We start from the raw sequence: 24,133 nt of genomic DNA on the forward strand, positions 1-24,133 counted from the left end.
CTTTAAAATTGTGTATTCAAACTAAATCCAAAGACCGAGCTGGCCGTTCTGAACCCATCGGGCTTGGTGATCGGCTGGCCTACAAATAGGTCCAAGTTGCTTTGCACGCGGCCAGTTTTCCAGTAGGAGCGTAATCCCACCACAGCTCCGGTCAATTGACGCCCTACCAGATGTTCTACTGAAGGCCCGCTCACACGCCCCAGGTCCAGGCCCAAATAAACGCTATAGGGGCTGAATCCCAGTTGGGTGGAAACCTCGTTGCGCAGGAATATACCGCTTTCGGCACTGAGCACGCTGTCACCATCAAACCCTCGCACGGTGTAGCGCCCACCAATTGAAAACCGGTCTTGAGGTGTGAGCCGAGTTTGGTGCCTTTGCGCTCGCAAACGGCCATGGTAGTTCCAGGGCTGACTGCCCAGATGAAATGGAGTGCTAAAACTGGCATCAAGTAACCACAGACGCATGCGTGCAGTGCCTTCACCAAAGGCCTCTTCCGGGGCTGACAAGGATCCCCAGGCATTGATTCCTTGTCGATGCGTGAGCGTCGCCTCCCATCGCCCTTGTCCCAAGCTGCGGCGATGGCCCAGGCTTATATCAATCCCAGAGACTGCTCGCCGTTGAACTTCAATTTCAGTGTCATCAATGTAGTTATGTGAACGGCGGTGAAACGCGCGAACAGCGGCGGTGGTTTTACCCGCTTGGTCGCGCTGAACTATGCGCGATAGCTGCACATCATGCAGCTCATTTCGTCCCGAATACACATACTCCTGAAAGGCTCCAGCCACCGTTTGGTTGTATTTGCTGCTAGAGCTATTCAGCGACAACAAGTTGTATCCCCATGGCACTGAATAATGCAGGCTATGCCCCGTATTGCCTCTTTCTCCGGCATCTTTGCCACCAAGTTCAGACTGCCAGGTGATGTAGAACAAATCACTCAGCGTCCACCAGTTGTCATAGCTGAGTGTGAGCGAACCTTGGTACTTACCGGTTGTAGAACTTCCCGAGTCATCTACCGAGGCATGCACTCTGAAAGGGAACATTTGGGTATGGCGAATCAGCAGATCACTTTCGCCTGGCTGCGCACCTGGTTCAATGGAAATGTCCGCAGCCACTGTTGGCACACGCTTAAAGTTTTCTAAACCTTGCTCCAGATCACGCAGGTTCAGGAGATCACCTTCTCGCAAGGGCAAGGTATTGAAGCGGGTAGCACGCTTACCATGCCCGTCAGCAAAGCGAATTTCACGCACGACACCTTCTAGAATTTCAAACTGCAAAACTCCTTGAGATAGATCTTGAGGCGGAGCAATGATACGCGTGGTCGTCCAACCCTGCTGCACCACCGCTTGCTGCAAACGGGCCATGATGGCGCCTATACCCTGCGCGCCCAAACAGCGACCCAATACGGGATGAGTATCTTCAGACAGTTGAATATGCTGAGCGAGCCAATCCCAGTTTTGTTGGCCTGCGTCAGTGACTGTAAAGCTGATGTTGTGAATTTCAAAACAGGGCGACTCAGCTTCTGGAAGTACAACAGAGACCTGGGTGTCGCTCAGCAATGGCAGCCGTACATCCGGTTGCGGCTGAAGTTGCCTGCGCTGAAGGTCTTGGCGATCTTGCTCTTGCCGAAACTGGCGTAGCGATTCGCTTTCAGGATCGAAAGAAGTTTGTGCTGTCGCAGAAACTGCAAAACAAATCCCAAAACAAACAATGTTGGTAGCGAAAATACGGCGAAAAAAATGAATGTAAGCCATCGTCCCTAATGCTTCATATCTAATGAAGTTTAAATATTACGGAGTTGCAACCCTGAAGAACACTTAAATCATTAAAAACCAACCAAATAATTGACCTGTATCAATAGATATTTATTATGCAGATTCAACTAGATATGACTGAAGCCTAGACCTCCTTGCGGGGCCATACGATCACGACTGATAACCACATGCCAAAAAAAAGGCGCCTAATATAGGCGCCCTTGTTTAAAATCTACCAGATACTATCAGGCAGCAGCCTTGTTGCGGACGGCTAACTGCCATACCAACACCAATGCACTCAGACCCAGTCCGACCACATCTGTCATCAAACCACCCGCTATCATGGCCAGTGCTGCCACCAGCAATATGCAACGCTGTACCAGATTAACACGCCCATTCAGGAACCAACCCTGAATAGATGCGGCTAACAGGTAGATGCCGATACTGGCGGTGATAAAGACTCCGAGTATTTCACCCCAAGTTCCATCCATCAACAGCGCAGGGCTGTAGAAGAACATGAATGGCACAATAAAGGCGGCCAAACCAAACTTGAAGGATGTCATCGCCGTTTTCAACGGATCAGTACCGGAAATGGCTGCAGCAGCATAACCTGCCAGTGCCACTGGCGGCGTAATTGCTGACAGAACGGCGTAGTAGAACACGAAGAAGTGCGCTACCAAGGGTGGTATACCGATCTGCTGCAGACCGGGTGCCACTACAGAAGCTGCCACCGCATAGGCCGCCGTTGTTGGCATACCCATACCCAGCAGAATGCTGATACACATGGCAAAGAATAGTGCTAACAGATGGCTGGCATCAGCGATGTTCAGCAACATGGATGCAAAACGAGCACCCACACCGGTTAAACTGATTACACCAACGATAATACCGGCGCAGGCACACACCGCGATCAACGGGATAGCCATTCGAGCACCCAATGACAGGGCCTCTAGTAAGGCTTTAGGCCCCATGCGATAGGGCGTAAACCAGGACACCACCGCTGCACTCGCCATTGCCAAAGTACCGGCACGAATAACGGAGTAGCCCATAAACAGGGTCGATACCAGAATAATGATCGGCAGAAACAGGTAGACCTGTTTGATCATTTCCTTGAATACCGGCAACTGTTCTTTAGTCAGCCCAGACATGCCTTCACGACGTGCTTCCAGATCAACCATGAAATAGATAGACAGGAAGTAGAGTGCGGCCGGAATCAAGGCGGCTATGGCGATTTCGGTATAAGGGATACCGGTCACTTCGGCCATGATGAAGGCACCAGCCCCCATGATCGGCGGTACGATTTGTCCACCGGTAGAAGCAGCCGCTTCAATACCTGCAGCACTACGTGGGTGGTAACCCACTTTTTTCATCAATGGGATAGTTAAACTACCTGTAGCTACCACGTTACCTGCTGAAGTGCCGTTGATCATCCCCATCAAACCGGATGCAAACACTGCCACTTTGGCAGGACCACCACGGGCACGACCGGCGGCCGCAAAGGCAAAGTTTACGAAGTAGTCACCTACACGCGAGGCCTGCAGGAAAGCGGCAAAGGTGATAAACAGAATGATATAGGTAGAGGAAACTGCTGTCGTTGGTCCCAGAATACCATTATCGGTGTAAATATAGGTAAAGAAACGCTGTACTGAATAGCCGCGATGTTCAAGGATTCCTGGCAAGAAAGGCCCAGCAAAGGCATATGCCAAAAACACAGCCGTAATGATGATGAGCGCCAGACCCGCCACACGACGCGTCAGCTCCATAATCAGGAAGACACCGGCTAGAGCTACCAAGAATTCGGTTTGCCCCACCATCGGCGTACCGGCTGCCATGCGCCAGCGGTTTATCACAAACAGTAAATAGGCCGCGACCACAATGGAGGCCAGCATCAACGCCCAATCGGCCCAGTGAATGCGCTCATTATCGGCAGATTTCCATACCCAGCCAGAAACCACAGCCGCGGTCGTTCCTATGGCCAATAACCAGGCGATTTGGGGCAATAGCCAACTGGGCGGCGCCGCCTGACCCAAAAATTCACGGCTTAACCAGGCATAGGCTATTCCAGCAGCAGACAGCAGTACCGCCAGCGAAACAGGCACCATGACGGTACGCTGCAAAAGTGATAAAGGAACCGGTTTTTTATGTCGATCAAGCGTGTAGGCTGCAATTAGTGCAAAGCCTACCACCAAGCCACCTGCTACGTGAATAATACGGAATGCCCAGGTCTCGATCGGAGAAATATTAAGTGCGTAAAGGTGCAGCAGTGTATAAAAGACACAGGTAAAAAAGATTAGCTTACCCACTACACCACTTAAATCCCGCTCATTATGACCCAGAGGGACATCGGCTACGCCTTCAGCGCCGATTTTTTCAGCTGCAGCATCTGCAGATGCCGGAGTTTTATCTGTCATGTTATGAAGACCTACATTAAGGCATAGAAAACAGGGCTCGGCTGACAACCGGCCCTGAGCAAACCATTCCGGAAACTGACTATCAGTCTTTCATATCTGCCGGAATGTCGTAGCCATTCTCTTCAAACCAACGAACCGCACCAGCATGCCATGGCACGATGGTGTTGTACTTGTAGTTTTCAGGAATTGTTTCACTCGCGGCGCCGTGAATCTGCATCATCCGCTCATTATTTTCCATCACAGTTTTGGTTACACCATAAACCAGAGATTCAGGCATATCTTTGTGGGTGATGGCAAAGTTCCACAGTGACAAAGCAGACTTGTCTTCATCCATTGACGAATAGACTGACGCCGGAATAACACCTGCGCTCAGTTCAGGGTAATCAGCAGCAATCAGTTCGATATTTTCTGGAGAGTAGGAGAAGATGTTCACATCCACCTGAGCTTCCAACTGGTTGAATGCTGAAATAGGCATACCGGCCGCAAAAGCAAAAGCATCGATCAAGCCATCCTGCAACTGACCCGCCTGATCAGAGGCACCGCCATTACGGGTTGTAACATTCAGACCCAGTCGTTCAAACAGCTGCGGATGATACAAATCAGCCGTACCACCGGCAGGGCCTACACCCACTGTTTTACCATCCAGATCTGCAACGGATTCAATACCAGAGCTCTTCAGTGAAATGATCTGTAAGGTGGTCTGATACATTGGGAACACGGCACGAACATCTTCGTGTGACATACCCGGCGCCAATGCACTGTTACCAGCAAGCGCTTCAACCAGTGGCCCTGTAGTCACCATACCAAAAGCATGCTCACCCATTTGTACCAATGTCGCGTTCTGAACTGGACCACCGGTAACTTCTGCACCGGCAGAAATGCCTAAAGCTTCACCGACCATGTTGGCCCAACCAGCACCATAGATATAGTAAGTGCCGCCCTGACTGGCGGTACCGACAGTTATGCTGTTCGGCCAGTCACTACGATCTTCTGCAAAAGCCACACCTGTCGCCATAACAGCGCCAAGGCAACCGGCAATGAGGGATTTTTTGGATAAAATAGTCATTATTGTATTTCTCCTGATTGTATTGCTTGTTGTCATTTTAGTTTGCACTTATCTTGAGCAACCCTGTCAGTTGCCCATATTTCTGGTCTACCTGATGAACGCACCCTGCGAAAGGATTCGCGGATCAGGTTCTGACTGTTAATACCGGGATGGTGGAATTGCGCACTACCCGCTCTGCTGTAGAACCTACCAGCACTTTTTCTATACCCGTTCTGCCATGCGTACCCATAATAATGAGATCAGCCTTGATGCTGATCGCTTCATCGATGATATCTTCATAGCCAGTACCAGTGATCACATTATGGGTTAACTCAAAACCCTGAGCTTGCGCATCTGCAAAATGCTGGTCACAGAAAGATTGCATATCCTCATGGGCATGCCTGGTAACTTCTCGGATAAAAGTATCGATCACATCCGCGGGGACACGCTTACGACGCTTATCTGAAAGCTCGGTAATGATATGCAGTAGATGCAATCTAGCGCCCGTAAGCAGGGCAAGCGTACGTGCATGATCTACCGCTTTTTCAGCACCTTCAGAAAAATCTGTCGCAAACAGAAGCGTTTTATAATTCGCCATTCATTCCACCCGTTCCATTTCAATTAAACCCACGACACTGACATTCAAACTTTAACTCTAGTCACATTTACGCCAGTTGCCAGTCGGCTTTCAGCATAACTAAAAAGCATAATTCATGCCACATTCATTACAACATTGATAAACATAGTTATTTTAATGAAACCAGTCTAATATCTGAAATCTTTGTGTGGACATTCACCCATGATAAAAAATCGAAGGGTGAAAATCCGCCACTTTCAGATTGAAGCGCTAAACCTCTGTTTAATTAAACAAAGGTTACAGCAGTGCATCTTTCGGGTATTCTTGGTAGACGTAACTAAAATACGTTAGAATTACAATGATAAACGTTTAATACGGGCCGTATTTACATGTCAATCAAAACCAAAGTTAACGTCTCACTATTGATTGTTTTCATGGTGGTACTCTTCAGTTCGCTGACGGTTATCTACCGCAGCGAAACATCACTTGTCGCCGATGTCGCCAGAACCACTACCCTTGATACGGCTGACTCTTACTTCGACAGCATCAACATTCTGATGCTGAGTGGAGCCATGGGCATTCGCAAAGAGCTGCAACAACGCATTCTAAGCAATGAATCCATCACGGAAGCTCGTATTGTACGCAGCCCCGAACTGAATTCGGTTTATGGCCCCGGCTCTGATGATTCAGTGATAGTTGATGATCTGGACAGACGTGCGATGCGCGGTGAACGCGTTATGGAAGAAGTGCGTGACAGTACTGGCCACCGCTTGACCGTTATCGTGCCAATGAAAGCTGTTCCCGATTACAAAGGCACCAACTGCATGCTGTGTCACCAGCACCCGGAAGGAACAGTGATTGGTGCCGTCCGTGTAACCTACTCTCTGGATAACATGAACCAAACCATTCGCGCCAATATGATCAATGTGGCCCTAGTGGAACTGGCTTTGTTCATTGTCGGTATTCTGGTGATAGGCTACATACTGAACCGTGTTGTAATCCGTCCGATCAACCAGTTTGCTGGTACGCTTCATGAAATAGAGAAAGAGCATAATTTCAGCCTGCGTGTCAGTGTCAACTCTGATGACGAAATCGGCAAAATGTCTGGCGCAATGAATTCATTGCTGGACAATATGCACAAGAGTTTGAAACAGGTTAGCAGCACTGTACTGAAACTGTCTGGCTCTAGTGGCCGCATTATTGATATTGCCAACCAAACTACCCAAGCCGTTCTACACCAACAGGACCAGACTCGTTCAGTAGCTTCAGCCATTGAACAGATGGAAGCCTCTACTCGCAGCGTCTCCAGCAGCTCCACCCAAACGGTAGAAGCGTCAGACCTGGCATTGCGCGAAAGCGATGAGGGCACCCGTATCACAGCCCAGGCGATCAAGGCCATCGAAACACTGCGACATAACATTGATGAAGCAACCAATGTTATTCAAAAACTTGATGACCAGGCTCAAAATGTTGGCACAGTACTGGAAGTTATTAAGAATATTGCCGAACAAACCAACCTTTTGGCACTAAACGCTGCCATAGAAGCGGCACGAGCTGGAGAACAAGGACGAGGGTTTGCCGTGGTTGCCGATGAAGTCAGAACGCTGGCAAGTCGCACGCAGGCCTCAACCGAAGAGATCAACAAAATCATTGATGGTCTGCAGTTGGATGCCAAAAATGCTGTGCAGGTGATGCAAACATCGCTCACCAGCGCTGGACTGGGTGTTGAACAGGTACAGAACACATCGAACGCACTCAACACCATCGCTGGAGAAATCCGCCGCATCAACGACATGAACCACGAAGTCGCTGGCGCTGTGCGTGAGCAGAGTGAGATGGCCAGTAGTATTGAACGTAACATTCTGGCCATAAACGACAGTTCGGAAGACAGTTCAGAACATGCACGCCACCTGAGCCAGGTATCAACTGAACTGACCAGCCTGGCCCAAGAACTGGAAAGCATGCTTTCCCGCTTCAAACTCTGAGCCTTCCTGAAACTGAAATACACAGCAGGCCGGTTTAACCGGCCTGTTTTATTTATAGTGGCTTTTATCTAATCCATACTTACGCATTTTGTCATACAGGGTTTTGCGCGGCAGCCCTAGAGACTCCAGAGTATCCTTGATGGAACCACCATGTCGCCCCAACTCCGTATGGATCAGCATTTTTTCAAATCGCTCTACTTGCTCAGGCAGTGTCATTTCGAGCCCCGGCAAATCCAGTGTGATCGGTCGGTTATCAAAGTCAAAGGTACAGCTCTCCCCCAAGAGTATGTAGCGCTCAGCCAGATTACGCAGCTCACGAACATTTCCAGGCCAGTCGTGCAACATCAGACTATGCATACGCTCAGCTGGCAGAGGCATAACTTCACGTCCGTACTGATTAGACGCTACCAGGGCAAAATGCTGGAACAGCAACGGAATGTCTTCACGTCGCTCGCGTAATGGGGGGATATCCACACGCAAGACATTCAGACGGTAATACAGATCTTCACGAAAGCCACCGCGTTCACACAAATCCAGCAGGTCCACCTTAGTGGCAGCGATTACACGAAGATTCAAATCGATGGTCTGATTAGAGCCCAGGCGTTCAATACTGCGCTCTTCCAACACACGCAACAACCGAATCTGCAGTGCGACAGGCATACTTTCGATTTCGTCCAGAAACAAGGTGCCACCGTTAGCGTATTCAAACTTGCCGATACGCTTATTTCTGGCATCAGTAAAAGCACCGGCTTCATGCCCGAACAGCTCACTTTCAATCAGCGCTTCCGGCACCGCACCACAGTTAATGGCAACAAAGTTTTTATCCCGGCGCTGACTGTGCTCATGAATAAACCGCGCCAACAAGTCCTTACCACACCCGGTTTCTGCCATCACCAGAATATCGGCTGCAGTATCAGCAATCGCAGCCAATAAGCGCCGCAACTGCTGGATCTGCTGTGACTTACCAATGATTTTGGGTCCGGGTGCGCTTTGTGCTTCAAGCTCAATACGCAACTGCCTGTTTTCCAAAGTCAAACGGCGTTTATCCAGGGCACGCCGGACTACATCCAGAAGGAACTCCGATGCAAAAGGCTTTTCAATAAAATCATAAGCTCCCTGGCGTATAGCATTAACAGCCATGGAGATATCGCCATGTCCGGTGATCAATATAACGGGTAGATCCGGGTCCTTGGCATGAATGGCTTGCATCAGCTCAAGACCATCCATACCGGGCATATTGATGTCAGTAATCACAACACCCGGCCAGTTTTCATCCATAACCGGCATCACGCCCTCGGCGCTCTCCATCAATGTCACAGCATAACCAGCAAGCTCCAGGGTTTGCCCGGCGGCCAGACGGATATGCTTTTCGTCATCTATCAACAATACCGGGCTAGCGCTTTGATCTTCGGTCATAGACTCTCTCAATTAAATATTAATCCAACGCCAGCCCGTCAACAGCGGCTTTCTCTATTGCCGTCGGCAAGCGAATCAGAAACTCAGCACCGGCAGTTTGATGGTTTCGAACACGCAATTCACCGTAAAATGATTCAATAATACGCTGTGAAATGGGCAAACCCAGCCCAATACCTTGCCCAGAACTTTTAGTGGTATAAAAGGGCTCGAATACGCGTTCAGGATCTCGTACACCTGGCCCGTTATCCAACACCCGAATTTCAGTTCGATCCTTCACTCTTTCAACGCTAATCCGGATTTCTTTGACCGATTGTCCGGAAATAGCCTGTAGCGCATTGGTCAACAGATTGACGAATACCTGTTCGAGACGCAAGCGGTCAGCCATGATCCAAGTTTCACCGACTGCATCAGGCCACATAACGGTCACATTTTCCTTCTCGAAACGACCATACATGACTGACATAACACCATCGCGTATCTGTTGCAGTGAAACCGGTTCAACACAGTTGGTACTCTTGCGGGAAAACTCTTTGAGCGGATGAATAATTTTCGCCATACGCTCAGTCAATCCACCGATTTCCTGCAGGTTGTTGGCAACAGGTTCCAAACGGCCGGCTTTCAAAAAGGCCTTGGCATTATCGGCATAGTTACGAATCGCGGTGAGCGGCTGATTCAACTCATGATTAATACCTGCCGATAACTGACCCAGCACCGCCAGTTTGGCTGTCTGTATCAACTCATTCTGAGTGTTACGATGCTGGGTCATTTCCTCAACCAGCCGTGCATTCGTCTGTACCAAATCCTTAGTACGCTCTTCAACTCTGTATTCCAGCGCTTCGGTCGCATCCCTGAGTTTCTGTTCATAAAGCTTACGCTCGGTAATGTCGTGAATCGTCAACATAAACAACTTTTCACCAGCAACGGACATACGCCCGATGGTTAACTCAACCGGAAATACCTGCTGATCCTGCCCCAATGCCCCAACTTCTGTAGTTAACTCCGCTGTATCGGTAGTTTCATCCATGATGTAGCGCCAGCAAATAATTCGCGCCGTATCAGAAAACAGTGGATTCAGGTACTGACCTCGTATCTCATCAGCAGACCACCCAAACAGCTTTTCAGCTGTTGGGTTTATATAACGGACAGCCCCTGCCTCATCCAGCGTAATCAGTCCTGCATGAGTATGATCAATAATAGCGCGTATTCTAGCCTCACTTTCCTCAAGCGCCGTATGCTCGCGTTGACGAAACTCCTGTTGCTGTGATGTCAGGCGATAACGCACTCTTAACACCAAAAACAGCAATATCAGCGCAATATAGACAAAAGCTACCTGCACCATGGCGGTGATGACCTTCTGATCCACCACTTTCATACTGGCCAACATCGACACATTCAAGCCTGCATCAGCCAGAGACTGAGTCAGTAACAGATAGTCTTGCACCTGTCGGGAATCACTATCTGCAGAGGTATCCGACTGCTGAGACTGCAGGGTAATCATTTCAGCATTATCGGTTAAAGGCTGTCGACGACTTATGTCGAGTGGAATCAGAGAATTATTGCCATAACGTAAACTCTCCTTCACCCGACGCTGATCATGTGGTGCCAGTGGTGTCAGGGTACGAAACTTCCATTCAGGGCGTGTAGAAATAAACACCACATCATCACTATCTGTAACCAGAATATCCTGCAACGGATCGTTCCACTGGTCCTCAACGTCATTCAAATCGATCTTAACAACGATGACACCCGCCACTTCATCACCGCGATACACCGGATAACTGAAGAAATAGCCGCGCTGATGCGAGGTTGTGCCTAGCGCAAAATAACTGCCAGAGCCGCCGGCCATGGCTTGATTGAAATAAGGCCTGAAGCTGAAGTTCCCACCTATAAAGGAGCGCTCAAGGTTCCAGTTACTGGCCGCAACAGTAATGCCCTGGCGGTTCATCATATAGGTATCTGATGCGCCGATAATGCTATTGACCTCTTCCAGAAAGCGGTTGAGGCGCTGATTATCTTCATCACTGGCAGCCTGAGGCAAGACACTCAGTAGATCCGGATTAGTGGATAGCAACTTGGGCAGATCATTAAAGCGGTCCAACTTTTGCTGCACAGTGATGATATAGCGATTAAGGTCTGCCTCGGTCTTCTGCTGCAGCTCATTAACAGCCTGATTACGGCTGATAGCCGCTGTTTGCAGCATCAGCACCACAAACAGTGCCAGCACACTCAGAAGGATAAGCAGACGCACGGCCTTGCCGGTTTTTGCTGGTTGTGACATTGAATTCATGAATCTTCCGGATTTACTGTCCTTGCAGCATAGGTTCAGCCGCGTGCAGACGATATACTGTAAGCATAAAGTATACTAGAAAACCTAAACCGAACCGGAGTGATCCATGTTGAAACGCACAAAAATTGTCGCAACACTCGGCCCCTCTACCGATCCAGATGGCATGCCCGAGAAATTACTCAAAGCTGGCGTAAACATGTTCAGGTTGAATTTTTCACATGGTAGCACAGCTGAACACCGTCAGCGCGTGGAGCAGGTGCGGGAAGCCTCTCGCAAAACAGGCATTCCGGTTGCCCTTCTTGGTGACCTCCAAGGACCGAAAATTCGTATTGCTCGCTTTGAAAACAAACAAATCACGCTGACACTGGGCGACGCTTTTATACTCGATGCGGCGATGGATCCTACTGCGGGCAATCAACAAGCGGTCGGTATAGATTACAAAGCCCTTCCGGATGACTGCCGTGAGGGAGATATTCTTCTGCTCGATGATGGTCGACTACAGCTGCGTGTATTACACATTGATGCCAGCCGCATTCATACCGAAGTCACCATCGGCGGCACCCTCTCGAACAACAAAGGTATAAACCGCCTGGGTGGCGGCCTGTCTGCAGCCGCACTGACGGACAAGGATCGTTTTGATATTCGCATTGCCGCTGAACTGGACTTTGATTATGTCGCTGTGTCCTTTCCACGCAATGCCAATGACCTACACGAAGCCCGCCGCCTACTGGATGCCAGTGGTAGTAATGCTGAAATCATTGCCAAGGTTGAGCGTGCAGAAGCCGTTGCCACCCCAGAAGCACTGGATGAGATTATCCTAGCATCGGATGGTGTGATGGTAGCCCGCGGAGATCTGGGCGTAGAGATAGGTGATGCTGAACTTATTGGTGTACAGAAACACTTGATCCGCCGAGCACGCGAACTGGACCGCGTGGTGATTACCGCCACACAGATGATGGAAACCATGATTTCCAGCCCTATGCCAACCCGTGCCGAAGTATTCGATGTAGCCAATGCCATACTGGATGGTACCGATGCAGTAATGCTGTCTGCAGAAACTGCAGCGGGACAATACCCGGTTGAAGTGGTTGAAGCCATGACGCGCATTTGCCAAGGTGCCGAAAAACACCTTTTATCAGGCCCGCCGCCTACCGCAAGCAATTCACCTTGTGAACGTATCGACCAAGCTATTGCCCGCTCAGCCATGTACACAGCTAATGGGCTCAAGGGTGTTGCAGCGATTATTTGTTTAACAGAGTCGGGGTCAACACCTCTGTGGATGTCCCGTATCCGTTCAGGACTTCCTATCTATGCGTTAACACGCAACAGTCGTACGCTGAGACGCATGGCCTTGTACCGTGGTGTAATGCCCATTTTCTTTGATGCCACCGCCATAGATGAGAGCCGTATTAACGAAGCCATTATCGCTGGACTGCTGGCCGATGGTCGCATTCAACGCGGTGACCTCATACTGCTGACGCGCGGTAGTGAAATCGGTTCTCATGGCCAGACCAATCAACTGCAGATTCTGCAAGTACAGTAACCACTCCGGAAGCAGCCCTACGCAATGAACCTGACTGAACAACTTGCCACACGTCTGAATATCCCGGCACCCCAGATCAGCGCGACGCTGAAACTCATCGATGAAGGGGCAACCATCCCCTTCATCGCCCGTTACCGCAAGGAAGCGACGGGAGGGCTGGATGACACCCAGCTCAGAAATCTGGCCGAGCAACTGGAATACTGTACCGCGCTGGAACAACGGCGCACTATCATCTTGGAGCAAATTCGTAGTCAGCAGCGCTTAACACCGGAGCTGGAGCGCGCGCTACAACAGGCCGACAGTAAGGCTCGACTGGAAGATCTTTACCTGCCTTTTAAGCCCAAGCGGCGTAATAAGGCACAAGAAGCACTTGAAGCTGGACTGGAACCACTAGCCCTCTCGTTGCTGCAACGTCCAGAACAACAGCCCGAAGCGTTGGCCGTTAAGTTTGTGAATCCAGCCAAAGGCATCAAGACCCTTGAGGAAGCACTTGAGGGTTGTCGCCATATACTACTGGAATCCCTGACTGAACAACCCGATCTGATTGGACGCTTACGACAGTTACTCTGGCAACAGGGTCTGCTGGAAGCCTCTGTTGCCAAAGGCAAGACAGACCCGGACAGCAAGTACCGTGACTACTTCAACTATGCTGAACGCTTATCCAGAGTGCCCTCACACAGAACACTGGCCATACTGCGAGGTAAGCAGGAAGGCGCACTCAATTTCAAACTGCAGCTACCGGATGAATTACAAGAGCGTCCAGTGCAGGAGATTGCCAGCGCCAACCGCCTCTCAACACCGCACTGTTCGCCCTGGATGCTACAAACCCTGCAGCAAAGCTGGAAGCAAAAGCTTGCTCCCTTACTGGAAAATGAACTCATCAAGCAACTGCGCAGCCAGGCAGAAACTGCAGCAATCGAGGTCTTTGCACGCAATCTGCGCGACCTGCTGCTGGCCGCACCCGCGGGTGCGCATGTAACCCTGGGACTAGACCCTGGGCTGCGCACCGGTGTGAAAGCGGCCATAGTCAATGCCACTGGACAGTTGCTGGAATGTGACACCCTCTATCCACATCCACCCCAACGCCAGGATGAGGCTGCCCTCAAACGACTTGCCCAGCTGATAAAAAAACACCAGGTTACTCTGATTGCTATCGGCAACGGCACTGCCTCACGCGAAACCCTGTCCTGGGTACTCCCGCTGCTACAGCAACCTGAATTCTCCAGCGTATCGGCAATGCTGGTCAGTGAAGCTGGCGCCTCGGTTTACTCAGCCTCAGCCTTGGCCGCGCAGGAATTTCCACAATTGGATGTTACGCTGCGAGGCGCAGTCTCAATTGCACGACGCTTACAGGACCCCTTAGCTGAACTGGTTAAAATTGACCCCCAGGCTATTGGGGTAGGACAGTATCAGCATGATGTTGATCAAAAAGCACTGGCAAACAAGCTGGATGCGGTGGTCGAGGACTGTGTTAACCATGTTGGTGTCGACCTGAATACGGCATCACAACCGCTACTGGAAAGAGTCGCCGGACTGAACAGCACATTGGCGGCCAACCTGATCAATCAGCGCGAACAGCTTGGACGTTTCAACAACCGCAAACAACTGCTGAAAGTGCCTCGCCTCGGTCCTAAGGCCTTTGAACAATGCGCCGGGTTTCTGCGTATTCGCGATGGCAATGAGCCGCTGGACAATTCGGCGGTACATCCTGAGTCCTACCCGCTAGTCAGAGACATAGCTGATCTCTGGGGCCTTTCTGTACCTCAGCTACTGAAAGCGCCCGACAAACTCAAGGCAACTCGACCGGAAGCACTTAGCCAACATGGCAGCTACACCTTGAAAGATGTGTTGAGTGAGCTGGAAAAACCAGGACGTGATCCGCGCCCAGCCTTTCGCTCGGTGGAATATGATACCCGGGTCCAGACGATTGATGATCTGCTCCCTGGCATGCAATTGGAGGGCGTTATCACTAACATCACCAACTTCGGCGCGTTTGTCGATCTGGGTGTACATCAGGACGGACTGGTGCACATTTCACAGCTGTCAGACACCTATGTTAAGGACCCCCACAGTCTGGTCAGTAATGGTCAAATCGTGTCGGTCCGTGTGCTTGAAGTCGACAGCAAACGTAAACGTATTGCATTGAGTATGAAAAAAAATTCCTGACACACCTTGTTCAGAGTCTCTGGCAACCCCATTCAGGATAGGTTGGTTTATAATTACCGCCATAAAGATCACAATAAACAGGGAATCGAATTTTGTCTGCTACCCTCGATCATCATTTAAACCAGCTGTTACGTGATGGCAATAGCCGCCTACTGACACAACTTCAACACGGTCTGGAAAAAGAGGGCTTGCGGGTCACTCCCACGGGACATATTGCACAAAGTGCTCATCCAAAAGGTCTGGGATCGGCGCTGACCCACAGTGAGATCACCACCGACTACTCGGAAGCGCTCGTAGAATTCATTACACCGGTCTTTCATGATACCGATGTAATGCTCAGCCACTTGAGCGATCTGCACCGCTTCAGTTATGAAGTCATGCAAGATGAACTCATCTGGTGTGCAAGTATGCCCTGCGACATTTCGGGGGAAGATGAAATTCCCATCGCTTTTTACGGTGACTCCAATATCGGTCGCCTGAAACATATCTACCGCGTGGGTCTGCAGCACCGCTATGGCAAAATGATGCAAACTATCGCGGGCATTCACTATAACTTTTCCCTGCCCGAACAACTTTGGCCCGCCTACCAGGCGATCTGTAACGACAGTGGCGACATGAGCGATTTCCGTTCAGCCAGCTACTTTCGGATGATTCGTAACTTCCGCCGCTTCGGCTGGTTATTGCTTTACCTCTTTGGCGCATCACCCGCCTTAACCCGCAGCTTTATGGGGCAGCAACCCCACAATCTCGAAAGCCTGGCCGAGGATACCCTTTATCAACCCTGGGCAACCTCGTTACGCATGAGTGATTTGGGCTACTCTAACCGCATACAGTCATCCCTGAACATCTGCTATAACCGTCTGGATAGTTACACCGACTCACTGCAGCGGGCAATTCACACCTCACACCCGGCTTATGAGCGCCTCGGGGTGAAAGTGGATGGCACTTACCGCCAGCTAAACAGTAATATTTTGCAGATAGAGAATGAGTACTACAGCGACATCCGTCCAAAACGCGTCACTGAATCCGGCGAGAAACCCATCCATGCCCTGCTGAGCCGGGGTGTGCAGTATATCGAGGTTCGAAATACCGATATTAATCCGTTGCTACCCATCGGAATCAGTGGCGAGCAAGCCAGCTTTATGGATGCCTTCCTGGTGACCTGCCTGCTGTGTAATGATACCGAGCTGAGCGATGCCGAATGCAGTATGATTTCCGAAAACCAGCAACGTATCGTCAACCGAGGACGCGAACCTGGACTCACACTGCTCACGGCGACAGGCGATATCAGCCGAACACAACTGGGCGAGACTATTCTTGATCAGGTTGCCCGTACGGCAGTGGTATTAGATCAGGCCAATGCTACCCAGCGCTATTCCGCTGCCGTTGAGCTGCAACGGGAAAAACTCCATGCTCCCGAACTGACTCCTTCGGCCCAGGTTTTAGATGCTCTGAAAGCGGCAGGCGGAAGCTATCATCATTGGGTGCGGGATCTAAGCAAACAGCACCGTGATACCCTGATGCAAAAGCCGCTGGCACCAGAGCTGAAGACACGCCTGAAATCCGAAGCTCAAACATCATTGCTGGAGCAAGCCAGTATCGAAGCGGCCGATAACATCAGCTTTGACGAGTTCCTGGCAAGCTACAACAACGAGTAGTCAGAAGTTGTTTGCTGACTATTGTATTACCAGACTGGTAAAGAACAGGTCATCCACTTGAGGGTGACCTGTTTCATCAACCAGCACCTGCTGTACCGTACGCAAAGCCCTTTGTGCCAGAAGCGTCTGGGCTTCTACGGTAGCTAAGTCTGGCTCTTTTTGCTGCTTAAACAAGAAAATCAGATCATTGCGGATCTGCGCTTTGTGTTTTTCCACATCAATGCGACTTCCACCATCAGCCAGATGCAAGGTTACATCCGCTTTCATAAAGCGCAAGGGTCCAGACGGCACCTCCCCGAAATTGGTCACAAAGGACTCCAGCTCAATGTAGTTGAGGTACTCCTCACTCTGCACCAGGCTTGCTGGTAAAATCACCAGCGCCAGCATTAACAGCACACGTTTAATTACCACCTTTGTCTCCCGTTGAAAAATCAGCCATCTGTTGCTTTGATTTTATCTGATAGTTTTGTCACTGTCAGGTTGCCGCGTGCCATCTCTGGCATTACTATGGTGCCGTAGCGCTGAGTTGTTTATTACGGTTGACCGACAACTAACAAGCCGAGTCATTTATTGAGTCATTAGGAGAACTTTAGCCATGTTGGAAAAATGTCGCAACGCCAAGGAGCGCTGGGGTGGTGTCAGTCAAATCATCGACCAATGGCTGGAACAACGTCAGCAAGTCATCAGTGGCTTCATCAATCTACCCGATGCTGAGGTAGGAGAGATGCTTAACACTCGGCTGGATGAGTTTTGCTCTAACCTGATCGACTATATTTCATCCGGACACTTTGAAGTTTACGAGCAGTTACTAAATGAAGGCAAAGATTTTAAAGATGGCAGCGTAGCTGAAGCTCAAAAACTCCTGCCTTTGATTCAGTCTTCCACCGATGTTGCTCTGGATTTCAATGATGCCATCCACGGCTTCAATAGCCCGACACTGCGTGATCTGCGGGACTTTTCAACACAACTGTCGCGCCTGGGTGAAAAGCTGGAAGAGCGTTTTGAGCTCGAAGATCAACTGATCGAAATTCTCCACAACGCCCACAAAGAACAGATAAACGCAACAGCATGAGAACCCCTCGCGTTGCTGCCCTGATGCTACTCCTGCTACTAAGTGGCTGCGACTCAGCTCAGCAACCTGATAACAGCTTTTCACTTACGGCAGGTGGCGCTTACAGCGCCTCACTATCAGAAGATAGCCGTTATGCCATGATCGGTTCTTTTGAGCTCGGTGGCCATCTTTGGGATCTGGTTAACCGTGAGCGCCTGTATGACTGGAATCATGTAGAAGGCGGCTTTTCTGACCTGGTCGCCAGTGCTTTTTCACCCGATGGTGGTTTTGTTGCTACCGCGACCACCACAGACCTGGTGTTATGGCAAACCAGTGATGGTAAACCTGTGTGGTTCTGGAGCAGCCCTGGCGAGATTCTGGACATAGCGCTGTCAGTTAATGGTGACTTTGCCCTGTTAGGCCTGGCCAATCATACGGCAGTCTATTTTGATATTAAAAATGGCGGTGTCCGTCGTACACTTCGCCACCCGGCCAGAGTACGCAGCGTTGCTCTGAGCCAGGATGGTCGCTTTGCCCTAACCGGTGCCGATGATTATATAGCGCGCTTCTGGGATCTGGAAAATGAAACCCTGCTGACTGAGCACGCGTTTGACAATATTGTTAACCGTGTTGCGCTGAGCCCGGATGCCCAGCTTGCCTTCAGTGCCGCGACGTTAAGCAGCGCACGACTGTGGCGAACCACTAATGGTGAGCAAGTACACTCGCTCAGTGGTGATGAGTCCTTCTTCACCCGCCGTCTAAGCCACCTTTCTGCACGCTTTTCAGCTGATGGCAGTCAACTCGTAACGGGCACGGCCTCTGGACGCGTAATGCTTTGGGATGTCAGTAGCGGTGATCATCTGCGCAGCTGGCGCGTAGTGCAACGCGGTAGCATGGGACCGGTACAAACAGGTGTCTATGCTGTAGGTTTTTCAAGCCATAGGGAAGGGCTAGTTGCGGTTGGATCAAATGGATTGCTGAATGAGCTGAGATAGCCATTCAAATAAGCGCCCGACAGAGAGTTAGTCTGACCGAGCGCGTCTTCTCAAAGATGAACAACCAATTAGTTACTCATATCCGGGTTAACTTCAATTAGCTCAACCTCAAACACCAGCGTTTCATTCGGGCCTATAGCATTACCCATACCATTGGCACCATAGGCCAGATCCGCAGGAATGACCAGTCGTGCTTTTTCACCGGTTTTCATCAGCTGCAAGCCTTCGGTCCAACCACCGATCACACCATTCAGTGGGAAAGACACAGGCTCTCCACGGGCATAGGAACTATCAAACTCAGTACCATCGATCAGGTTACCGCGATAGTGTACTTTCACCACATCACTTGCAGCCGGAGATGCACCACTACCGGCTTCTAACTGCTCATACTGCAGCCCGGATTCAGTCGTGGTAACACCAGACTTCTTAGCATTTTCAGCCTGGAAAGCCTGTCCTTTTTCTAGGTTTTCTGCTGATATTTCAGCAAAAGCGGCCTGCTGTGCTTGCATTTGTTGTTGCTGAAATGCCTGCATGGTTGCCATGATTTCTTCAGGCGTCATCAGGGATTCCTGATTACCGTAAACTGTATCAATACCCTGACGAAAAGCTTCAGTATCCAGAGTTTCAAAATCCTGAATCAGAATGTTCTCACCGATCATGACACCCAAACTATAACTTAACTTCTGCTCATCTGTTGTCAGCGTCTGCGCATGCAGCCCCTGCGCCAGACTGACGCTACCGGCCATCATTACTGCCAGTGCAATTTTCTTCATAATCCCATCCTATCGTTTGTATAAGCTGTTAGGCATTAACAGTGTAACTGTTAGTCGAACATTTAACGTCAAAGTTCAGTAATTTACCAGTGTCAGACCAAACCACTCAACCAACTACTAATTGTGCTCTATTACGGCATCCACTAATTGATTACTGCAAGCTACTGCCGTTGCGGTTGAATCCATCTCAACCGCTTTCAGGTAGTTGGCTATATTTTTCTGTGCCAGTGCTTTAGCCGCATTTTCTGCTGAAGAGTCGACGGCTACTGGGGAGGGTTGCAGCAGATATAACTGCCACAACAAAGCAATATCCACCTGCTCAGCCGCCAACTCACTTTGCTTCAAGTGCTGATAACAGGACTCCAGCTCAGGGTATTCCTGACACATCGCCCTAACCTGATAGCGCACCCGGCGCAATGGACTTAGCACAGGATCACGCCATAGGGTAAGAACAGAGGCGTAATGCTCAGACTGATAATACTCGTCCCTCGTTGCCAGCCAGCAACACAACAGCAGCGTATTGACGTGTAAACCCAGGTCCTGCGCAGCCAGACAGGACCGCTCAACTGAGGGGTGTGAATAAACCTTAAGCGCATAGCGCCAGAGTGGATTGTCCAGCTGCATTTTATGCTAAAATCCCGCCATGATTCAGATGACTAACCTTAGCATACAACGCGGCACAACGCGGCTCCTCGATCACGCCAACCTGACCCTGCATCATGGCTGGAAGGTCGGTATTATCGGCAGCAACGGCGTGGGTAAATCCAGCCTGTTCCAACTGCTGCTTGGCCAGTTGCAAGCCGATACCGGCGACCTGAAAATCCCGCCTTCCGCGACTGTGTCACACATGGCTCAGGAGGTCGCTGCGAGTGATCGTCGAGCTCTGGACTTTCTGCTGGACGGTGACCAGGAACTACGCCGCATTCAGCAACAGTTGCAACAAGCTGAAGCGGGCCACAACCCGAGCCGTGCCGGCGAACTCCATGCTGAGCTTGACAGTATTGATGGCTATCGCGCCGAAGCGAGGGCTCACCAACTGCTTAACGGCCTGGGATTCAAACCTGAGGACGCTGACAAGTCGGTCTCTTCTTTTTCCGGGGGTTGGCGGATCCGTCTGAATCTGGCCCGTGCACTGATGTGCCGTTCAGATATCCTGCTGCTGGATGAGCCAACTAACCACTTGGATCTGGATGCCACACTCTGGCTGGAGCAATGGCTAACCAACTATCAGGGCACACTGCTGCTGATTTCACATGACCGAGACTTTCTCGACAATGTGATCGCTCATACTGTGCACATGTCAGCACAACAACTAACCCTATACAAAGGTAATTACACCGCCTTTGAGCGTGCCAAGTCAGAGCGGTTATCACAACAACAAGCCGCCTTCGAGAAGCAGCAGGAGCGCATCAGCCAGATTGAAAATTTTGTGCGCCGCTTCCGTGCCAAAGCAACCAAAGCTAAACAAGCGCAAAGCCGCTTGAAAGAACTGGAACGCATGGAGCAGCTTTCACCAGCACATATTGATAGCCCGTTCACCTTTGTGTTCAAAAACAGCGAAAAAACCTCAACGCCGCTGTTATCTCTTCAGGATGTAGTCATGGGGTATGCTGGCCAACCCGTACTACAGAAACTGTCTCTTTCACTAACACCCGGGGAGCGTATCGGCTTGCTGGGGCCCAATGGGGCTGGCAAATCAACCCTGATCAAAACTCTGACCGGCAATCTGCAGCCCATCTCCGGACACTTGGTTGGCGGTGAGCATCTCAAGATTGGCTATTTTGCCCAACACCAACTGGAAGCTTTGGATCCTAACGCATCACCCTTTTTGCATATTCAGCGCTTATCTCCCAAGGCAACCGATCAGTCAATTCGAGATTTTCTCGGCAGCTTTGACTTTGTTGGTGACAAAGCACTGGAACCGGTTTCACGTTTCTCCGGGGGAGAAAAAGCCCGCGTAGCCTTGGCACTGATCGGCTGGCAACGACCTAACCTGTTGCTACTGGATGAGCCAACTAACCACCTTGACCTTGAAGTCTGCCATGCATTAACACTGGCACTGCAAACCTTTGAGGGCAGCCTGATTCTGGTGTCTCATGACCGCCACCTGCTACGCAACACGGTGGACTCCTTCCTGCTGGTTGCGGAGGGTAAGGTTCAGGTATTTGATGGCGACTTGGACGACTATCAGGAGTGGCTCGGGCAGTATCGTCGCCAACAGAATAATGACAACACCCCAGCCAGGTCCACAGATTCCCGCTCTCTCAGTGCGAACGAACGCAAGGAAATCAAGCGCCTGCAGGCTGAACAACGTGCGGCACTTCGTCCGTTACGTAAACAAACAGAGTCACTGGAGCAAGAGGTCGCACGCCTTAGCAAGGAATTGAGCAGTACAGAAGCACTGCTGGCGGATGCCGATATCTATACAGCTGAACGCAAGGATGAGTTAAAAAGCCTGTTGCAGCGTCAGACTGATCTCAAACAAACACTGGAAATCAGTGAGCTACAATGGCTGGAGCTGCTGGAAAAACTGGAAGAAAAAGAAGCCGAACTGGAGACTGAGTAATAGTTTACTTAGTCTCCGCATGCGCAAATAGTCGGGTGAGCTCTTGCAGTTGCTCCTGACTACTCAAGAATGCCTCCACAGCCACTTCTTTCAACTCTGGCGTAAGCCCGACACGAATCAGATCACTGGTAGATACAGGCTCGACCGGTCCGTCACAGTACCCCAGTTCTCGCAAAATTCGAATGGCAACACTGATCAGTTGAGGATACTCAGCAAACTTGCCAGTATAATTAGGTTCATCCTGACGTCTGACAGCTACGCAGACAGGCTCGGGTAAAGACCAGTTTTCCAACAGCCACGCTCCGACTTGCTCTCGCGTAAGGCGCAGCACCTGCTGCTCCACCAGCGTATAAGACAGGTGTGGGTTCGCCTCGATGTAACGTGACAGGGTTGAGAATTGAGCTGGAAAAAGGTGTGATAACAGCAAATAACCAAAATTATGCAGTAACCCGGAAAGATATACCAACCCAGGTTTGGGTTTATCATCAGTCTGTACCAGCCGAGCCAGGTGATCAGCAAAAACCGCCAGCGATACTGACTGAAACCAAAAGGGCGTCCCACCTCTGAGCATATTTTCCGGCAGACTCATGATGCGACCCATCGCCACACCCAGAGCCAGATTGATCACCAGATCAAATCCCAGCACACGAATAACGGCATCTTCTAACGACTCGACCTTACCGGGTGCGGCATAATATGGTGAAGCGGCCCAACTCATAACCTGCGCACAAACCGGTGCATCGAGCTTGATCACTTTGAGCAAATCATCGAGATTCGCGTCAGGCTCACCGCGCAACATAATCAACTTTTGCGTGGTTTGACTGAAACCAGGCAGGCTCAGAGTGTCTTCCAAGCGCTGACGTACACGCAATGCAGAAAAATGCTCCAATGCCCGGGTGATCGCTTCAGCATCGCTTTGCTCAGGTGTATGTTCACGAATAAGCTCGGAGCTTAAACCCAAGGGGCCCGCATGTTCAGAGTTTTTCAGCCAACCGTCACGCACTTTGAACCTGAGCCCGGTATAAGGCTCCCAGAGTTCAACTTTCTGCTTTTGATCGATGGCGCTGTCAATGATCAACGGCATTTCCATCAACTGCTGTTGCCCCCAGGGAGTCTTGAGACCATCCTGAGTAAAAAAGCGCTGAGCATCACCACAACTGACCGGCTGTAATTGGCGCCCGGTCAATCGCCAGAGGGAAGCCAAATTCAATAAAGCATGGGCGGGAACCAATACCAAGGCTTTTCCCTGTTTATCATGCACCAGAGCGATTCTGACCACATTTTGTTCAATATGACCTAAGGGTCTTGCGCCGACAGACAATTTACTACCCCTTATGATTGTAATAATCTGTTTATTATTTCAGTTAGTGTAACAGAAGCTGGAAAAAACCAAACCAATTCACTACAAGTTATACGGAATCCCCATGCATCTTCAGATCATCACCACAGGCGGCACCTTCGACAAAGTTTATTTTGATGCACTGAGTGAGTTCAGCATCGGTGATCCGGCGGCTGAAGCCATTCTACATAACATCAATCCAAACCTGAGCTGGGAGGTCACTAGCTTACTGCGCAAAGACAGCCTGGAACTCACCGATGCTGATCGCGAGCTGATTTATCAGACAGTTGTCAACTCTCCGGCTGAACACCTGGTCATCACCCACGGTACAGACACCATGACTCAAACCGCACAACAGCTGAAAGACATCTCGGGTAAAACTGTCGTTATCACCGGCGCCATGCTCCCCGCATTGTGTAAACAAACCGATGCCGAGTTTAATCTAGGAGGTGCCATAGCTTTGGCTCAGACCCTACCACATGGAGTATATATATTTATGAACGGTCGTGTGTATGACCCAGATAAAGTTACTAAAAACCGCGCAGCCAAACAGTTTCAGGACGCCTGATA

At 50.3% G+C, this 24,133-nt stretch carries 18 protein-coding genes; 8 read left to right on the forward strand and 10 right to left on the reverse strand.

Annotation, left to right across the window (positions count from 1 at the left end):
- Nucleotides 1-2: 2 nt before the first annotated feature.
- The 4 genes from ACN0R1_RS10275 to ACN0R1_RS10290 form a co-directional block, all read right to left on the reverse strand.
- Nucleotides 3-1,751, reverse strand: coding sequence for a ShlB/FhaC/HecB family hemolysin secretion/activation protein (locus ACN0R1_RS10275; protein WP_417582475.1), 1,749 nt, complete (start codon nt 1,749-1,751; stop codon nt 3-5).
- Nucleotides 1,752-1,996: 245 nt separating this feature from the next.
- Nucleotides 1,997-4,162 carry a TRAP transporter permease gene (locus ACN0R1_RS10280; RefSeq protein WP_417582477.1) on the reverse strand — a complete coding sequence of 722 codons (2,166 nt, stop codon included), beginning with the start codon at nt 4,160-4,162 and terminating at the stop codon, nt 1,997-1,999.
- A gap of 82 nt (nt 4,163-4,244) precedes the next feature.
- A complete protein-coding gene (locus ACN0R1_RS10285; RefSeq protein ID WP_417582479.1) occupies nt 4,245-5,228 on the reverse strand; it encodes a TAXI family TRAP transporter solute-binding subunit in 984 nt (327 codons plus the stop codon).
- A 124-nt stretch (nt 5,229-5,352) separates the two neighbouring features.
- Nucleotides 5,353-5,805 carry a universal stress protein gene (locus tag ACN0R1_RS10290; RefSeq protein WP_417582482.1) on the reverse strand — a complete coding sequence of 151 codons (453 nt, stop codon included), beginning with the start codon at nt 5,803-5,805 and terminating at the stop codon, nt 5,353-5,355.
- A 368-nt stretch (nt 5,806-6,173) separates the two neighbouring features.
- Between ACN0R1_RS10290 and ACN0R1_RS10295 the strand changes: the two genes are divergently transcribed.
- A complete protein-coding gene (locus ACN0R1_RS10295) occupies nt 6,174-7,769 on the forward strand; it encodes a methyl-accepting chemotaxis protein (protein ID WP_417582484.1) in 1,596 nt (531 codons plus the stop codon).
- Nucleotides 7,770-7,817: 48 nt separating this feature from the next.
- Here ACN0R1_RS10295 and ACN0R1_RS10300 read toward each other — a convergent pair whose 3' ends face one another.
- On the reverse strand, nt 7,818-9,185 hold the full coding sequence (locus ACN0R1_RS10300; protein WP_417582486.1) for a sigma-54-dependent transcriptional regulator: 1,368 nt from the start codon (nt 9,183-9,185) through the stop codon (nt 7,818-7,820).
- 19 nt (nt 9,186-9,204) lie between these two features.
- Nucleotides 9,205-11,472: an ATP-binding protein gene (locus tag ACN0R1_RS10305; protein WP_417582488.1), complete on the reverse strand. Its 2,268-nt coding sequence runs from the start codon at nt 11,470-11,472 to the stop codon at nt 9,205-9,207.
- A 106-nt stretch (nt 11,473-11,578) separates the two neighbouring features.
- Here ACN0R1_RS10305 and pyk point away from each other — a divergent pair, with 106 nt between their 5' ends.
- The 3 genes from pyk to gshA all read left to right on the forward strand — a co-directional run bounded on the left by pyk (nt 11,579) and on the right by gshA (nt 16,839).
- Nucleotides 11,579-13,015, forward strand: coding sequence for a pyruvate kinase (gene pyk / locus ACN0R1_RS10310; RefSeq protein ID WP_417582490.1), 1,437 nt, complete (start codon nt 11,579-11,581; stop codon nt 13,013-13,015).
- Between the two features lie 24 nt (nt 13,016-13,039).
- On the forward strand, nt 13,040-15,181 hold the full coding sequence (locus tag ACN0R1_RS10315) for a Tex family protein (protein WP_417582492.1): 2,142 nt from the start codon (nt 13,040-13,042) through the stop codon (nt 15,179-15,181).
- Between the two features lie 92 nt (nt 15,182-15,273).
- On the forward strand, nt 15,274-16,839 hold the full coding sequence (gene gshA, locus ACN0R1_RS10320) for a glutamate--cysteine ligase (protein ID WP_417582494.1): 1,566 nt from the start codon (nt 15,274-15,276) through the stop codon (nt 16,837-16,839).
- Between the two features lie 18 nt (nt 16,840-16,857).
- Here the strand turns inward: gshA and ACN0R1_RS10325 are convergent, their stop codons facing one another.
- On the reverse strand, nt 16,858-17,250 hold the full coding sequence (locus ACN0R1_RS10325) for a flagellar basal body-associated FliL family protein (protein WP_417582496.1): 393 nt from the start codon (nt 17,248-17,250) through the stop codon (nt 16,858-16,860).
- Between the two features lie 184 nt (nt 17,251-17,434).
- On the opposite strand from ACN0R1_RS10325, the gene rsd reads away from it, so the two are divergent.
- Nucleotides 17,435-17,911 carry a sigma D regulator gene (gene rsd, locus ACN0R1_RS10330; RefSeq protein WP_417582498.1) on the forward strand — a complete coding sequence of 159 codons (477 nt, stop codon included), beginning with the start codon at nt 17,435-17,437 and terminating at the stop codon, nt 17,909-17,911.
- Nucleotides 17,908-18,885 carry a WD40 repeat domain-containing protein gene (locus ACN0R1_RS10335; RefSeq protein ID WP_417582500.1) on the forward strand — a complete coding sequence of 326 codons (978 nt, stop codon included), beginning with the start codon at nt 17,908-17,910 and terminating at the stop codon, nt 18,883-18,885. Before rsd ends, ACN0R1_RS10335 begins: the two co-directional genes overlap by 4 nt.
- Nucleotides 18,886-18,953: 68 nt before the next feature.
- On the opposite strand, the gene ACN0R1_RS10340 is transcribed toward ACN0R1_RS10335, so the two are convergent.
- Both ACN0R1_RS10340 and ACN0R1_RS10345 read right to left on the reverse strand, forming a co-directional pair.
- Nucleotides 18,954-19,658 carry an FKBP-type peptidyl-prolyl cis-trans isomerase gene (locus ACN0R1_RS10340; RefSeq protein WP_417582502.1) on the reverse strand — a complete coding sequence of 235 codons (705 nt, stop codon included), beginning with the start codon at nt 19,656-19,658 and terminating at the stop codon, nt 18,954-18,956.
- A 117-nt stretch (nt 19,659-19,775) separates the two neighbouring features.
- The gene (locus ACN0R1_RS10345) at nt 19,776-20,282 is read right to left on the reverse strand and encodes a TIGR02444 family protein (RefSeq protein WP_417582504.1); all 507 of its coding nucleotides are present in this window, start codon (nt 20,280-20,282) and stop codon (nt 19,776-19,778) included.
- Nucleotides 20,283-20,301: 19 nt separating this feature from the next.
- Between ACN0R1_RS10345 and ACN0R1_RS10350 the strand changes: the two genes are divergently transcribed.
- The gene (locus ACN0R1_RS10350) at nt 20,302-22,224 is read left to right on the forward strand and encodes an ATP-binding cassette domain-containing protein (RefSeq protein WP_417582507.1); all 1,923 of its coding nucleotides are present in this window, start codon (nt 20,302-20,304) and stop codon (nt 22,222-22,224) included.
- A gap of 4 nt (nt 22,225-22,228) precedes the next feature.
- Here the strand turns inward: ACN0R1_RS10350 and ACN0R1_RS10355 are convergent, their stop codons facing one another.
- Nucleotides 22,229-23,545: an HDOD domain-containing protein gene (locus tag ACN0R1_RS10355; RefSeq protein WP_417582509.1), complete on the reverse strand. Its 1,317-nt coding sequence runs from the start codon at nt 23,543-23,545 to the stop codon at nt 22,229-22,231.
- Nucleotides 23,546-23,648: 103 nt separating this feature from the next.
- Between ACN0R1_RS10355 and ACN0R1_RS10360 the strand changes: the two genes are divergently transcribed.
- The gene (locus ACN0R1_RS10360; RefSeq protein ID WP_417582511.1) at nt 23,649-24,131 is read left to right on the forward strand and encodes an asparaginase domain-containing protein; all 483 of its coding nucleotides are present in this window, start codon (nt 23,649-23,651) and stop codon (nt 24,129-24,131) included.
- Nucleotides 24,132-24,133: the final 2 nt, after the last annotated feature.

The sequence above is a fragment of the Nitrincola sp. genome (genome assembly GCF_048264025.1).
Classification (GTDB): Bacteria; Pseudomonadota; Gammaproteobacteria; order Pseudomonadales; family Balneatricaceae; genus Nitrincola.